Raw genomic sequence first — 15,849 nt, 5'->3', positions numbered from 1 at the left:
CACACGCCCGTGTAGGGCGTGACGGCTTGACCATAGCAATAAACCTTTGCCTTATCATTTCAACTCACACGCCCGTGTAGGGCGTGACTGCCGAGGGACTCAGGAGCATGCTCAGAGATCAAATTTCAACTCACACGCCCGTGTAGGGCGTGACAAGTGGTTTTGCCACTTCCCTGTTCACCGCAAAAATTTCAACTCACACGCCCGTGTAGGGCGTGACCCTAGATATTGTGTCTCCAAGGTCATTCCCTCACACAGGACGGACTTATATGCACAAAACAGCACTGTTTCGTTCATTATTTATTCACAATCATGCGACATTTCCTTGCGAACAATCCACAAAAATCAAATTACCGGCAGTTCGCAGATCACAAAATCAATGCGCCTTCCGGATCATAGGTATCCTTAGCGCCAAAATGCTCCACTCGTCTGTGCCAATTGTTTCCGAGATAATAAAAGCGAAGGCTGTCCTTTTGCACATCAATTAACTGCATCAGTTTTTCTTTTACCTTGCAAAAGGTTCCGTAGTCCAAATCAATTTCAAACACGGAATTCTGCACTCGTTGTCCGTAATTCTGGCACGCTTTTGCCACCTTCCGCAGACGAGCCCTTCCCTTTTGATCGACCGTGGATACATCATAGCTGACTAAAACCATCATGTCCATCACCTACTTTAATAAATAGCAAGGATACTCAGATATCTCCCCCCGCACATACTTGGCCAGCAAAGAGCTTTGTACAAAAGGAAGCAGTCCCAAGGGTATTTTCTCGTTCAGATATGGATGCTGTATCGTGGTACGCTTTTTCTCCTGCCACGCTGTCAGCACCTTTCGCTTTCCGTCCTTGCTCAAAAATACCGCACCGCTTTCCTGCCGTTCAAAATCTCCGCCGTTTAATTTTCTAAGGTTAATCAAAGTCAGCGTCAGTCGCTCTGCAATGCAACGTGCTTCCTCCACCAGATCGCATGCAAGACTGCTTCTTCCGGAGCGAAGTGCATGGTAAAAACCATAGCAGCTGTCCAGTCCCACACCTTCCAGTGCAGAAGCATAGCTGCTGGTCATCATGGTATACAAAAAAGACAACACTGCATTTACAGGATCAAGCGGCGGACGCTTTGTGCGTCCGGTCAGATAAAATAGGTCTTTCTGCTGTAGGATCAACCGGTCAAAAATATTAAAGTACGCCTTTGCACAGTTCCCTTCCAGGCCCATAATGGTTTCTGTATCCCGCAACTCATATACCCGCTCCATGCCGCTTTCCAGATAGGAAATACAGCCGCGCACTTCACCATCTGCATCCAGAGACGGATTATCCCGCAGAGAACGCCGGAGCAGATACCGGGTGTTGGACAGCTTTGCTGCCACTGTATTCTGCGCCAGCAGCAAGTCCGGATGTTCAAACCGCTGAAACTGGGCTTTCCTCAGAAAAATATTTCCTCTCGTTTTGCCCTGTACCCGGGCAAGGAATGTGCCCGAGGGGGAAAGAAAATTCAGACTGATTCCCATCTCTGCGCATTTCCCCATCAGTGCCGGTGAACAGCCCGGATAACAAAAGCAATAGATTTCCTCGATATTGGAAAAAGGCAGTCGAAATTTCTCTCGACCATCGCAGGTGCAGACAATATTCTCGCCATCCAGGGTAAGCCATGTGGTTTCATCCAGTATATACAGCGCATTCAGCAGGCGTTTCATTCCTGCTCCACCCCCTTCTGGGACAAAATCAGATCCCGGACACAATAAGGCTTTTCCTTTGGAAAACACAGATCCGTCAGGGAGCAGCCGGAACATTTCTGTCCCTTTTTCCGTGGCGGAATCTGCTTTTGTTCCAGCAACGTCCGCATATCCTGAAGCAGCCTTTGCAGCAGACTATCGTAAGCCGCATACTCCGTGTCAAAGGGCAGCCGGATTCGCTTTTTGGTATCCGCATAATACAGATATGCCTCGCTGCTGCAATGCCATACAAAATCGGCACACACCTTCTGTGCAAATACCTGTATAGCATCCGTTTCCCGAAATCCCCCATCCTTGGGTGCTTTGGGCTTATATTCTACAAGCCGCACTGCATATTTGCCGGAACAGCCCGGGATTGAAACGCCCTGGCTGCTCCGTACAAATTCCACACAGTCGGTCATGCCATACAGGTCATACTGAGGCAGATCGTTGTAGATCGCAATATTGCTGCGAACGATCTTTTTGCTGTCTGAAAAACTGTGACTTCCATCGTGTACATGCTGGTGGAGGATGTCCGCCTTTACAACAAATGCATTCTCTGCCCAGTCATTGTTCAGTTCCAGCAGGGCGTACCGCCGGGGACAGTATAGAAAATGCTGGATATTCCGGATGTTGATCGTCCGGTCGTTCACAGCTTTTCGATGAGTTCCACCCCATCCGGCATATTCCGATCCACAGTGACTGTGTAATCCGTATACGCACGGGGCGGATTAACGCCTTCCTTTTTCTGCACCTGGATCTTGTCAAACAATGTCTGTGCCGGGGCATTGCCCAGAGCAGAGGCGTGCTTGAATACAAACAGCTTACGCATGCTCATTTTTCCTCTGGCAGCGCTTCTGTCCCCTTCAAACATGTTGATGATAGCCGTCCACAACAGTTCCAGATCCTCCTCGGAAAAGCCGGTTACCCGCTGCGCCAGCATAGCAGAAACATAGCCCTCCGCCCGGTACAGACCGTAGGGGATCAGACTTTTTTTACCCATTTCACTCTGCTTACGTTCCTTGAAGTCCGTCTCATCTGTAACAGCCTGACGGGTGATGGTAATATCCTGCACAGCAACCGGATCCAGGCTTCTGGCAAAGTTGAGCTGCACCGGACCTCTCACAATACCGCAACGATCAACGCCCGTATTCATAACAGCGCCAAAGGTGCGCACGTCAAAGTAGTTGTCACAGATATATTTCTTTGCTTTTTCCACGTCCTCCGTATTTTTCCCCTTTTGTCCCTTCTCCAATCCCAGCGCATCGTATGCCGCTGTGAATTTAGTATTCAGAGCTTTATCCGCTTTGATTAGAATATTGTAGCCCGGCTCTCCCTCTTTATAAAGCTCCACAAAATTGCGGATCTTTCGCTTAAGGCACACATCTGTCACAATGCCCAGGGAGGTTTCCGGGTCTGTCCGGGGCATATTGCCTGCATCTGGATCTCCGTTGGGATTTCCATTTTCTACATCAAACAACATAACAAATTCATATCTGTTTTCAATCGCCTTGTTTTCCATACTAATCCATCCTTTCAATTCTCGTCTTCTTTGGTTTCTTCATTACGTGTGTACAGCTTCTGATTCATCTGATAATACCCGATAATAAACCGCCCCTGGTCATCCAGCGACAAGGTTTGTGGAAACTCTCCCTCCAGCTGATTCATTAAGCCGCCTACAAGCCGCCCGTAAAAAACACGTCCACCCTCGCCCAGCTTGTGCAGGTGATTCTGAGACAGCTTCGCCAGTGTGGGGAATACGCTTGCCGGTCGGGAGCATGCAGAAGAAAAATATGCATCCTTGATCGTCCGGTTCAGGGTTCCCGGCGTAGCGTCTTGCTGGAGCTTCTCATACACCGCAAACAATCCTCCGCAAATATATGCCGGATTCCTGTTTTCCTCGTTCCACGCCATAGTAATTTCCTCCTTGTGATTTTTTCGGTTCAGGCAAGCCTTGATGATCCCTGCCCGCACCAGATTCAACTTGATATATTTTCCGCCCTTGGCGTCATTTTCATCGTCCTGGTCTGTCTTAACCCGACGAACCACGGTAGCCAGCAGCGCATCCGGATACCGGGTGTTCTGCAAAGCCGCCAGAATGATGCTGGATTCCAAAGGTGGCGGTACGTCCTTATTGGACGATTTCGGCGAAACCAGTTCTTTGTTGATCCACTTAAAGGGAATAGGATGTGTGTCCTGCTCCCGGATTCGCAGATCCTCCTGATGCTTCAGCAGATTCTGAATCAGATTTCCGAACCGATCCCGGTAAATAAACTTCTGACAGATCCGTGCAGCATTAGGCGTAAACCCAGCTACATAAAAGGTGACGTTGTTCATCTCCTCCATCCGCCGGATTGTCTCCGGATCTCCCGTGTACCCACCTTTCGCATAAGTCAGCAGCTTCTGGATGCTCTGTTCTGTTTGTTGATCCATCGAACCGCCCAGCATGGAAGCAAAAAAGTCACACTGTGGCTCATCGTTCTGGCACATGGCGAAGAACACCACTGTCATACTATTCAGCAGCACATGATGCTGTGAGTCTTCCAACAGATTACGTAGCTGATCGGTATAAAGCTTCATAGCCTTATCGGAAACGCCGCTGTTGAAGGACTGGGTCTTCCCGTAGGATTCAAAGGCATCGTCATTCATGCAGACCAACTGACAGCCGGAAGATTGTCCGCCATGAAGCTTGATCTTGTTGTGCAGACGTGCAATGGGCAGACGTTCTCCCAGGATGCTGCAAACTGTATCCGTCTCCGTGTCCGTCTGACAATGTGCCTTCCGGTAGATTTCCTGATACTTGGCGATCAGCTCCGGATCTTCCTCCAGATTCGCCTTGCCTATGCCAAGGGTAAATCCAAAGTAAGAACCGCTATAAGCAGCACCCAACTGCCGGAGAACCGGGTTTTCCGTTTCCTGCTCCGGATCCCAGGTTTCAAGAAATCGCCGATATGCCGTGCAAATCTCGGAATCCAGACCATCCATAAATGCCAGCTCATGCTCCACAAATGCCTTGTGAGATTTTCTTGCCTTGTTTGTCCTGTCATCCGGCGTCAAAAAGCCCTGATTATTCTCCTTTTCATAGTTCAATCCGAAAATATACAGCGGACGATGCTCTATATAATTGGACTCGATCCCTGATTTCTCCGTCCGGATCGGCAAATAGATCGTATCCGGAACATCCTTCTGCTTTTCCTTACCCTTTTTGTCATAATAAGTCTCCAAATGCTGCTGGGGGAGAATATCCAGCAGTTTCCCCTCCGGCGAAAGCACAATCCGGTAGGAGATCTTCTGTGGCCGGTAATATTCCGGTACGGAGGCATTTTGAGAAGATGAAGCCTGCTGCTTTTCCGCATAGTCGCACAACGCTTTGATCAGCATAGAATCCCCTCCCTGTATTTTGCCACGTCAATGACACCATCGATCATATGGGGACGATAGTACATCGGATCCGCAGCGTCAGAAAACTGTGGTGCATCCCAATCTTGATTCACGGGCACGCCTCCGTCCCGGAACCGCAGACCGTACAGCATAACCCCAAGATCCACATCGCCTTTGAGGGATGGATCCACCTGGGACAGATCAAATGTATCCACCAGCTCCAGCCGCCGGACGGCAAATTCTCTGCATCCAAGACAGGGCTGACGGAAATGCTGACCATTCCGGAGCCGCCGCAGCATAATATTATAGTGCTTTTCCGGGCTTTCATCGGGGTGCTGTGACTGAAGTCCCGTCATCTCGAAGTGGAACTCTACTCCATATTTCACGTCCCGCAGCAGCATGCTGGCTCGCTGACTCCGTATCTGTGAGGTAAGAACCTCCACAGTGCCTTTCCCATTCATCTGCTTTTTCACAGATGCCAGCGGTATCTTCTGGGACACCTCGTTCCGCCGGATGTTGATAAACCGGATCGGATGGAACACCACGATCTTGTCGATGACGATCCGGATCGCCGGCTTCCAGTAAATGGACTTGATCAATCCTTCCATAGCCGACACCGTCGGCACATCATAGCTGACCCGTTCCACCTTGAATTCCGGTCGGGTGAACAGCGCATACTCTCCTTCCACCAGGATCTTAAAACCATATCCCATTGTATCGCTCCTTTCTTACGCATCACTTTTACGCCATATAAATTGGCTGAATTCCCAGATCCAAGCCCGTTTCCGGATCATAGTTATCCGGATTCGACAACACATACACGCCGCAGCCCGTATCCCGTATCAAGCCCTGCTTCAACGCCTGGTCAAATTCCCCGTATACCCGCAGCGCTACAGAATACTGCTGCAGCTCCCGACGAACACACTTGTCCCCATTAAACAATTGCTCCAGCAGCTGCGCTGTTCTCTCCCACTTATCAATCACTACGGCTACGGTCTCTTCCTTGATAAACTGATTGGCCTGTGCATAGCTGCGAAATGGGATGCTGTCAAACCCAACCGCATTCCGGGCAATGGAATTCTCCTGGATCAGTTGGGCATTAAAATCAAACAACCGCCGGTAATACTCCTCCACACATGCACCGGTGGAAAGATCCGCCCCGTGATCCAGCAGATCCTGAACAATACTCGCCCGGATCCGGATATCCCGCTGGGGCTTATCCTGCGTCCGGAATATGTACACATCCCCCATGGGTCGTTTCCCTTCCCGGTTGCATCTGCCTCCGGACTGCAAAATATTGTCTAATCCGGCAAGCTGTCGGAACACTGCCTCAAAGTCCAGATCCACACCTGCCTCTACCAGAGAGGTGGATACCACCGAAACAGGTTCATCCTGTTCCAGGGCAGACTGGATTTTCCGGATGGTTTCAGATCGGTCATGGGGCGTCATATAAGTGGACAGATGATACTTTTTTCCGGAAAGCAGCTGATACATCTGGCGTGCGGTACGGCGGCTGTTGACAATGATCAGACTGCTGCGGTGCTTAGCCGCAAGCTCTGCCACATGCTCCGGATCCTGCTCCCCCAGATTCGTATACCGACACTTCTGAAAGAACGAAAAGTCATCCTTTTGCGTAATCAGATCTACGCCCTGCTGTCCGTTGAGATACTGTCGGAACAAGGGCTTGTAGTCCGGCATGGTAGCAGACAGGAACACGCACTCGCAGTTTAGGTACCGGGTCAGATACCCGATCCCCCGCAGGCAGGGCTGCAGCATGTCCACCGGCAGCAGATGCACCTCGTCCAGGATGATCACAGAATCTGCAATATTGTGCAGCTTTCTCAAACCGGAGCTTTTGTAATGAAACAACGACTGAAAAAACTGCACGCTGGTGGTTATAATCAGCGGTGCATCCCAATTTTCTGTTGAAAGTTTCAATTTTTGAGAGGTCTTGTCCGGAATGCCCTCGCTGTCAAAGCAGAAGTTGGAGTGATGCTGTAAAATCGGAGTATGCTCCCCGCATAAAGGCGCAAAGGTATCGGCGGTCTGCTCAATGATGCTGGTATACGGAATCACATAGATAATCCGCTTTTTCTTATGCTTCTGCATCCGACACTTTTGCAATGCGATCTGCAGGCTGCACAGGGTCTTGCCACTACCGGTCGGCATGTTCAGAATGCTGACCGGATCTGAGCTCTGGCTGTTGTGAAGTGCCTGCCGCTGCAGCCTGCCCCGTGCCTGCTTCAAGGGAGTATCACAAACAAAGCTGTTCATCTTCTGGGTCAATGCCCGTTCCAGTGCATGAAAATCTCCCTGGAGACCCCGTTCCCTTTCCGGATTGCAAAAAGCCTCCGTATCTAGAAAATCCGCATCCGTCAGGCAGGAAAACAGATACCGGGTAAAAAAAGCGTACCGCTCTATCAGCTCCGTTTTGTCCCGGCAGGACATCAGCTCTGCCAGCACGTCCCTGTAATCCGGCAGCCGCAGCGAAATCTGTTGTGTGTACCCACTGTAATCGCAGCGACCGGTGTAGTTCTTCTGCCGGTTCAGACGACTATGCAGAGTGTTATCTCCATCCGGGCTGTCCGCTGGAGTCCCACCGTCCGGCAGACCCGTGTGGTGTCCGGCAATGCAGTATTGCAGCATATAGGTCATCTGCCGAGCCGTAGGATCCTGTGCAAGCTTGCCGATCTCGATCGCACCGCATGCAGAATGCTCATAGGCCTCTTTGCTCCCTCGCAGCAGTCGATCCTGAAACGCCAACGCATACTTTCCCAGATCATGAAATAGCCCGGCTATATATGCCGCATCCCGCAGCATTTCAATGGAAAACCCAGCAGCCATATCCGCTACACCGTGCAAATGTTCCGAAACGGTCTGGTTTTTATCCTCCCGTGTATGGGCGTAGTACTCCATGTTGTCACTTCCTTGTGATAATACATAAATAATATAACGCTACGTTGAATATATTGTACTACCAAAAATTATTTTTGTCAATAGAAATGGAAGAAAAAATTGAAAAAAATATTTTCATGTCCCACCATATACGTAAAAAAACAGAACCCATCATCAGGAGAAATCTCTTGATGATGGGTTTTAGAAACTGTAACTACGCAATCAACCGCCCTGTGCAGCCATGTATTCCTGCCAGCTGGTGTAACCGCCAGCCTGGAACTGGGCACAGTCATTTTCCCAATCAGTCCAGGTGTATGTGTCATCCGTATGCAGGGTGTCCGGATATCTGCCCAGAATGGCATTGTCCCCACTGCTGTTGGACCAGACTACCGCAACCGGCACATTGCCCACATACAGACCGCCATAATATCCCTTATCGTCCATCTGCAAATGATCGATCATTTCCTGGTAATAGCTTTGGAACACCGGATCTGAACAACCGCCTAACTTGGATTGAAGGTCATTTTTCCTTGCTGTAACTGATTTTCTGGAATCCACCACATAGCCGTTAGATTCCGCACTGCAGGCTGCTACAACCTCCAGAGCGGTGTTGTAATTCTGCTTGGCATTGTCATTGGCAGCAGCCACCCGTGACTTGCGGACATATCCCATCATCACCGGAACCAGAATTGCCGCCAATGCACCTATAATAGCAATCACCACTACCAACTCAATCAGTGTAAAGCCCTTTTTGCGCTTTTCCATCCGAAGCCCTCCTTGTTTTGCATTATATGTGGAATTTATGATGGTTCACAAATGGGTAACTTACTTACATAAATTTCTTTGTATCTACTTATAGAATATACTATTTTTTGTATTTGTCAAGAGCAAAAACGAAAAACCACCGTAAAATATAGGTCTACAATAAAAGTGTTACATGCAAAAAATAGCAATAGATAACCAAATGTGTTACGGTTAAGTCACCACAAAAAAAGCAACAAAGGAGGCTCCCAATTGCCATGAACAGTGCAACACAAGATAGGAAGTTACGTCAATCCCTTTTAAGGCAATAACGCACAAAGATTGTGCAGTAGATGTGCTAACAGATTTTTCGTCAGATTGCATAGAAACGACGCAGGAATACTGTCGTATTTCAAGGAGTTTCTGTGTGATATGACGGATAATTCGTCAACAGATGCTGTACAAAGCCGCCAGGCGCGCTTTGTGCGGTATTGCCTTAAAATATTTGCAGAAATATGGGGTAACAAAGACGGCGATCAGGCAGTATATTTACCGTTAACTGCGGAGGTATGACGGCACCATTGACAAACCAGCAAACAAAGAAAAAGCCGCATGCATTCACATACGGCTTCCGATTACAATCGCATTTTAAAGTCCGCATACCCGAACTGACGGACGGTTTCCACCCTTCCATCCGCATGGGCAAGCAGAATCGCCGGCAGTGGCATGCCGTTGAAGGTGTTGTTCTTGACCATGGAATAGATGGCCATATCGCAGAACACCAGCCGATCCCCGATCTGCAAAGGAGCAGCAAAGGAGTAATCCCCGATCACGTCCCCTGCCAGGCAGGTAGGCGCTCCAAGTCGGTAGGTATACGCCAGCTCACCAGGCTGTCCTGCCCCCAAAATCTCCGGTCGATAGGGCATCTCCAGTACATCCGGCATATGACAGGCTGCGGATGCGTCCACAATGGCAATATCCAGCCCGTTGTGTACGAAATCCAGCACCTGGGTTACAAGATATCCGGCATGCAGCGCCACAGCCTCTCCAGGCTCCAGGTATACCTGTACATGGTATTTTTCCGCAAAGTCCCGACACAGCCGGATCAGCAGTTCCACATCATAATCCGGTCGGGTGATATGATGACCACCACCGAAATTCACCCATTGCATCCGGGACAGGTACCTGCCGAATTTCTCCTCCACCACCCGGAGCGTACGCTCCAGGGTGTCGGAATTCTGCTCGCACATGGTGTGAAAATGCAGACCATCCAGGCCCTCCAGGGCGTCCTCCTCCAGATTCGCCAGGGTGATGCCCAGCCGGGATCCGGTGAAACAAGGGTTGTACAGATCCGTTTCCGTTTCTGCATACTCCGGATTGATCCGCAATCCGCAACTGATCTTCCTGCCGCATGCCTGTACCTGATCCCGATACCGCTTCCACTGGGCACAGGAATTGAACACGATATGATCGCTGATCCGCAAAATTTCGTCAAATTCCTCCGGTTTATACGCCGGAGAATAGATATGCACCTCGCCCCCCATTTCTTCCCGGGCAAGCTTCGCTTCGTAAAGACCGCTGGCTGTGCTGCCTGCAAGATATTCCCTAATCATGGGATACGTCCGGTACATGGAAAACGCCTTTTGTGCCAGCAGGATCTTTGCACCGGAGCGCTGCTGCACCCTTTGCAGCAGTTCCAGATTCCGGCGGAGCCTGGCTTCATCCACAATATAGCAGGGCGTTGGCACAGCAGTCGGGTCAAAGTGCAGGGATTCCAGTTCCTTCATCGCCGCCCCCCGGTTACGGTACCAGTACCGGGTTGAAGTTTTCACGCCAGGGCAGACCCCACTTGTTCAGAGCCTCCATAAACGGATCCGGATCAAATTCCTCAATGTTATACACACCCGGCTTGTTCCACTTGCCGGTCAGCAGCATCATAGCGCCGATCATAGCCGGCACACCGGTGGTGTAGGAAATGGCCTGGGAGCCTACCTCCCGGTAGCATGCCTGGTGATCGCACACATTGTACAGGTAATAGGTCTTTTCCTTGCCATCCTTGATGCCTTGGAAAATACAGCCAATATTCGTCTTACCCACGGTGCGGGGACCCAGAGAAGCCGGATCCGGCAGCACAGCCTTCAAAAACTGCAGGGGCACGATCTTCTTACCCTCAAAGTCAATAGGCTCAATGGAGGTCATACCCACGTCCTCCAGGCACTTCAGATGGGTCAGATAGCTCTGCCCAAAGGTCATAAAGAACCGGATCCGCTTGATCCCCTTGATGTTCAGCGCCAGGGATTCCAACTCCTCATGGTGCAGCAAGTACATATCCTTTTTGCCCACCTCGTCAAAGTCATACTCCCGCTTGATCTCCATGGGCTTGGTCTCCACCCACTTGCCGTTTTCAATGTAGCTGCCGTTGGCGGAAACCTCCCGGATATTGATTTCCGGGTTGAAATTGGTGGCAAAGGGGTAACCATGATCTCCCCCGTTGCAGTCCAGAATGTCGATATAGTGGATCTCGTCAAAATGATGCTTCATAGCATAAGCGGAGAACACGCCGGTTACGCCCGGATCAAAGCCGCTGCCCAGCAGGGCAGTGATGCCCGCCTTTTCAAAGCGCTCCCGGTATGCCCACTGCCACTTATACTCAAACTTTGCCGTGTCCAACGGTTCATAGTTCGCAGTATCCATGTAGTTAACCTTGGTTGCAAGGCATGCGTCCATAATGGTCAGATCCTGATAGGGCAGCGCCACATTGATTACGATCTGGGGCTTGTACTGCTCGATCAGTGCGATCAGCTGCTCCACATTGTCCGCATCCACCTGTGCTGTGGTGATCCTGGTCCTGGTCTTATCCTTCAGCTGTTCTGCGTAGGCATCGCACTTGGACTTGGTGCGGCTGGCAATGCAAATCTCCTCAAATACTTCGCTGTTCTGGCAGCACTTGTGAATCACAACTCCTGCGACGCCGCCGGCGCCGATAATCAAAGCTCTTCCCATAGTTCCGTTCCTTTCCTCTTTTATGCTAAACGATACAGCATGATCTCCCGCAGCAGCTTGCAGGCAAGCGCAGTGGATGCGCCGCTCTGGTCGTAGTGTGGAGAAAGCTCATTGATATCCATTGCCACAGGCTTTAAGCCCATGACCTGCCGGACTGCATCCAGCAGTTCTGCAAAATGCACGCCTCCCGCCTCCGGCGTTCCTGTGCCGCAGAAATCCGAAGGATCCAGTACATCCAGATCCAGGGTAAAATACACCGGGGCACCCTGCAGCCGTTCCACGGTTTCCTCCAATCCTTGGAAGTTAAACCGGTGCATGTGGGTATGCGCCTTGGCAAAGGCAAACTCCTCCCCATCTCCGCTGCGGATACCAAATTGGTGAATGTGTCCGTCCCCTACCAGTTCATGACACCGGCGCAGCACACAGGCGTGGGACAGCTGCACCCCCAGATAATCCATCCGCAGATCCGCATGAGCATCAAAGTGAATGATGTGCAGATCGGAATACTTCCGCACGGCTGCACGCACCGCCCCAAGCGTGACCAGATGCTCTCCGCCGATCATGCAGGGAATTTTCCCGTCCGTCAGGATCCCGTCCGTAAACCGCTCGATCTGTTCCAGTGCAGCATCCGGCGCACCAAAGGGCAGCTCCAGGTCTCCCCCGTCAAACACAGCAATTTCCGACAGATCCCGATCCTGATAGGGGGAATAGGTTTCGATGCCGAAGCTCTCGTTCCGCATGGCGGCGGAAGCAAACCGGGTACCCGGCCGGAAGGAGGTGGTAGAATCAAAGGGTGCCCCGAACAATACCAGGTCGCTGGAGGCATAATCCCTGTCACATCCCAAAAAGGTATGCACATTCCGTTCTATCTCAAGCATGCTCCAGTACCTCCCGAACTGTATTGGGCAGCGCAAAGCAGCCCGTATGCAGCTGCGTATTATAATATTTCGTTTCCAGCCCAAGCTGTTCCCAGATCTCCGGCTTGAAATCATACACCGGGTGAATATTTTTAGAGGCAAAGCCAAAGAGCCAGTGCCCGGAGGGGTAGGTGGGAATATGCGCCTGGTACACCATTGCAACCGGGAATACGGAACGCATCCGCCGGTGGGTACGGCTCACCATGGATGTGTAGCTGTCGTAATATGTGCTTTCATGCTGATTGGTCAGAATGCCATGCTCCCGGAGCGCCGTAAAGCAGTTCCCGTAAAATTCCTTGGTGAACAGTCCTTCTCCCGGGCCGAAGGGGTCCGTGGAATCCACAATGATAAGATCGTAGGTATCTTCCACCCGGCGGACGAATTTCAGCCCATCCTCGTAGTAAATATGCACCCGGGGATCCTCCAGCCGGCATGCGGTCTGAGGCAGGTATTCCTTGCAGACCTTCACCACCTGCTCGTCGATCTCTACCATATCGATCTGGGTAATGCTGTCATATCGGCAAAGCTCCCGAACAGTGCCTCCGTCCCCGGCGCCGATCACCAGCACCCGCCGGATATCCGGATTGCACGCCATGGGTACATGCACCATCATCTCGTGGTAAATGTGCTCATCCTTTTCCGTCAGCATAATGTACCCGTCCAGCACCAGCACCCTGCCGAATTCGTAGGAATCAAACACTTCAATCTGCTGGTAATAGCTTTTGCCGGAGTACAGCTGCTCCTTGATATGAATGGAAAACCGCACATCATCCGTGTGCTGCTCTGTAAACCAAAGTGCCATAGCCATCCCTCCTGTTACTTGACCACATTGATGCGGGATACGGACATATCCTCCGTACCAGTCATAAAACAGCCCTTTTCCTTGGAGTAGAGAATGTAGCGGATGATCTCATCCGTGATCTGCTCTCCCGGCGCCAGAATGGGGATACCCGGCGGATAACACATGACGAATTCGCCGCAGATGCGTCCCTTGGAGGCTTCCACCGGCAGGGATTCCTTCTCGCTGTAGAAAGCCCGCTGGGGAGGCATCGCCACCTCCGGATTGATGTACTCGTGGTCGAACATGCCGGCACTGTCCTTGGCGTAGATCCGTTTGATCTCTGACAAAGCCGCAATAAATCGCTCGATCTCCAAGGCACGGTCTCCAGCGGACACAATGGCAAGGATATTGCCGATGTCCCCGAACTCGATCTGAATGTCATACTCATCCCGGAGAATATCATACACCTCCACCCCTGCAAGACCAATGGCACGGGTATGCACGCTGACCTTGGTGGAATCGAAATCATACACCGTATCCCCGTTGATCAGATCCCTGCCAAAGGCGTAGTAGCCTCCGATCCGGTTGATCTCCCGCTGGGCGTAGGTGGAATACTCCAGGGTCTTGGCAAAGATCTCCTTGCCGTGCAGGCTCAGATTCTTCCGGGCAAGATCCAGAGAAACCATCAGCAGATAGGAGCCGCTGGTGGTCTGGGTCAGATTGATGATCTGCCGCACATAATCATGGTTCACGTCCTTGCCGCACAGCAGGAAGGAGCTTTGCGTCAACGATCCCCCGGTCTTATGCACACTGACTGCCGCCATATCCGCCCCTGCCGCCATAGCATTCAAAGGCAGATTTTCACCAAAATAAAAATGAGTCCCGTGCGCCTCATCCACCAGCACCTTCATGCCGTTCTGATGGGCAAGCTTTACAATCTCCCGGAGGTTGGAACAGATGCCGTAGTAGGTGGGGTTATTCACAAGGATCGCCTTGGCGTCCGGATGCTTGGCAATGGCACGGCGCACATCCTCCAGCGCCATTCCCAAAGGAATTCCCAGTCGCTTGTCGATGCCCGGATTGATGTAAACCGGCACAGCGCCGCACACCACCAGGGCATTGATGGCACTGCGGTGCACGTTCCGGGGCATGATGATCTTCTCCCCTGCCTTGCACACAGACATGACCATAGCCTGCACAGAGGCGGTGGTACCGTTGACAATGAAGAAAGCATGCTCCGCACCGAAGGCCTCCGCTGCCAGCTGTTCCGCATCCCTTATCACAGAAACAGGGTGACAGAGGTTGTCCAGTGGTTTCATGGAATTCACATCCACCGCCATACAATCTGCACCCAAGAAATCCCGCAGCTCCTTGTTGCCCCGTCCTCCCTTGTGACCGGGCACATCCAGCCGTACTACATTATTTTGCTTATGCCTGCGCAGCGCCTCAAAAATCGGGGCATTTGCCTGCGTCATCCCCATTGCCTTCCCCTTTCCCGGCGGCATCAATAAATATTCATGCCGCTGAAAATTTCGATCATTTCCTTGCGCAGCCGGTCGGAAATGTCCAGCCGCTGCTGGGGTGTCAATTCATAAACATCCTTATTGAACAGATAATTCTGCAATGCAATATCCTTCACCAGCATCTTTGTATGGAAGATATTGGACTGATACACATTCACATCCACCGCATCGTAATGCTGCAAGGTGGCAGAATCAATGTAATCCTGAATGGAGGTAATATTGTGGTCGATGAAAAACTTCTTGCCGCTCACATCCCGGGTAAAGCCCCGAACCCGGTAGTCAATGGTGATGATATCCGAGTCAAAGCTGCCGATCAGATAATTGAGGGCGTTCAGCGGCGAAATGGTGCCGCAGGTGGACACGTCGATATCCACCCTGAAGGTAGAGATTGCATTGTCCGGGTGATACTCCGGAAAGGTGTGGACTGTCACATGGCTCTTGTCCAGGTGCGCATGCACCGTTCTGCCCTGCCAGTGGCCCAGATTACAGGATTCATCGATCATTTCCGGATTCAGTTCCTTTTCAGCGATCAGCACATTCACCGATGCGCCCTGGGGCTCGTAATCCTGCTTGGAAATATTCAATACCCGGGCACCAATCATCTCCGTCACATCACAGAGAATATTGGTCAGACGCTCGGAATTGTACTGCTCATCGATATATGCAATATAGTCCTGCTGCTCCCGGGGGCTTTTGGCATAGCACACATCATAAATATTAAAACTCAGGGTTTTTGTCAGGTTATTGAAGCCATACAGGGATATTTTATTCTCCACGGCGGACACAGCCTTTCTTGCATTCTAAAAAGCAGCACTTTTCGGATCATCCAACGTTTTTTCAGCGCTGTCAGCGTTTGTCACATCATAGGGCAATACCATCTTTTTATTATACCATACAGT

At 51.0% G+C, this 15,849-nt stretch carries 14 protein-coding genes; all 14 read right to left on the bottom strand.

Annotated features, from left to right (window positions below):
* Nucleotides 1-368: 368 nt before the first annotated feature.
* Complete coding sequence (gene cas2 / locus QVO51_RS01125; protein WP_022356887.1) at nucleotides 369-659, bottom strand: CRISPR-associated endonuclease Cas2; 291 nt, start codon at nucleotides 657-659, stop codon at nucleotides 369-371.
* A 9-nt stretch (nucleotides 660-668) separates the two neighbouring features.
* The gene (cas1c, locus tag QVO51_RS01120) at nucleotides 669-1,691 is read right to left on the bottom strand and encodes a type I-C CRISPR-associated endonuclease Cas1c (RefSeq protein WP_022356886.1); all 1,023 of its coding nucleotides are present in this window, start codon (nucleotides 1,689-1,691) and stop codon (nucleotides 669-671) included.
* A complete protein-coding gene (gene cas4, locus QVO51_RS01115; RefSeq protein WP_022356885.1) occupies nucleotides 1,688-2,362 on the bottom strand; it encodes a CRISPR-associated protein Cas4 in 675 nt (224 codons plus the stop codon). Before cas4 ends, cas1c begins: the two co-directional genes overlap by 4 nt.
* Complete coding sequence (gene cas7c, locus QVO51_RS01110; RefSeq protein WP_022356884.1) at nucleotides 2,359-3,231, bottom strand: type I-C CRISPR-associated protein Cas7/Csd2; 873 nt, start codon at nucleotides 3,229-3,231, stop codon at nucleotides 2,359-2,361. Before cas7c ends, cas4 begins: the two co-directional genes overlap by 4 nt.
* A gap of 14 nt (nucleotides 3,232-3,245) precedes the next feature.
* The gene (cas8c, locus tag QVO51_RS01105; RefSeq protein ID WP_022356883.1) at nucleotides 3,246-5,090 is read right to left on the bottom strand and encodes a type I-C CRISPR-associated protein Cas8c/Csd1; all 1,845 of its coding nucleotides are present in this window, start codon (nucleotides 5,088-5,090) and stop codon (nucleotides 3,246-3,248) included.
* Nucleotides 5,084-5,803 (bottom strand): type I-C CRISPR-associated protein Cas5c, encoded by a 720-nt coding sequence (gene cas5c, locus QVO51_RS01100; protein WP_022356882.1) that lies wholly within the window; start codon nucleotides 5,801-5,803, stop codon nucleotides 5,084-5,086. The genes cas8c and cas5c overlap by 7 nt, the downstream gene beginning before the upstream one ends.
* 28 nt (nucleotides 5,804-5,831) lie before the next feature.
* Entirely contained in the window at nucleotides 5,832-8,006 is a 2,175-nt protein-coding gene (locus QVO51_RS01095) for a CRISPR-associated helicase/endonuclease Cas3 (protein ID WP_022356881.1), read from the bottom strand.
* Between the two features lie 201 nt (nucleotides 8,007-8,207).
* On the bottom strand, nucleotides 8,208-8,750 hold the full coding sequence (locus QVO51_RS01090) for a type II secretion system protein (RefSeq protein ID WP_022356880.1): 543 nt from the start codon (nucleotides 8,748-8,750) through the stop codon (nucleotides 8,208-8,210).
* A gap of 611 nt (nucleotides 8,751-9,361) precedes the next feature.
* On the bottom strand, nucleotides 9,362-10,513 hold the full coding sequence (nspC, locus tag QVO51_RS01085) for a carboxynorspermidine decarboxylase (RefSeq protein WP_022356879.1): 1,152 nt from the start codon (nucleotides 10,511-10,513) through the stop codon (nucleotides 9,362-9,364).
* 13 nt (nucleotides 10,514-10,526) lie between these two features.
* Nucleotides 10,527-11,729, bottom strand: coding sequence for a saccharopine dehydrogenase family protein (locus QVO51_RS01080; protein ID WP_022356878.1), 1,203 nt, complete (start codon nucleotides 11,727-11,729; stop codon nucleotides 10,527-10,529).
* Nucleotides 11,730-11,749: 20 nt separating this feature from the next.
* Complete coding sequence (speB, locus tag QVO51_RS01075) at nucleotides 11,750-12,607, bottom strand: agmatinase (RefSeq protein WP_022356877.1); 858 nt, start codon at nucleotides 12,605-12,607, stop codon at nucleotides 11,750-11,752.
* Nucleotides 12,600-13,448, bottom strand: a complete 849-nt coding sequence (gene speE, locus QVO51_RS01070; protein ID WP_022356876.1) for a polyamine aminopropyltransferase — start codon at nucleotides 13,446-13,448, stop codon at nucleotides 12,600-12,602. The genes speB and speE overlap by 8 nt, the downstream gene beginning before the upstream one ends.
* 14 nt (nucleotides 13,449-13,462) lie before the next feature.
* Nucleotides 13,463-14,908 carry an aminotransferase class I/II-fold pyridoxal phosphate-dependent enzyme gene (locus tag QVO51_RS01065; protein ID WP_147645596.1) on the bottom strand — a complete coding sequence of 482 codons (1,446 nt, stop codon included), beginning with the start codon at nucleotides 14,906-14,908 and terminating at the stop codon, nucleotides 13,463-13,465.
* A gap of 23 nt (nucleotides 14,909-14,931) precedes the next feature.
* Nucleotides 14,932-15,735: an adenosylmethionine decarboxylase gene (gene speD / locus QVO51_RS01060; RefSeq protein WP_041326359.1), complete on the bottom strand. Its 804-nt coding sequence runs from the start codon at nucleotides 15,733-15,735 to the stop codon at nucleotides 14,932-14,934.
* Nucleotides 15,736-15,849: the final 114 nt, after the last annotated feature.

The organism is Ruminococcus sp. CAG:379 (genome assembly GCF_000434255.1).
Classification (GTDB): Bacteria; Bacillota; Clostridia; order Oscillospirales; family Ruminococcaceae; genus Ruminococcus_F; species Ruminococcus_F champanellensis.
Note: the sequence above shows the minus strand (reverse complement) of the source record. Positions and strands in the feature narration are given on the sequence as shown.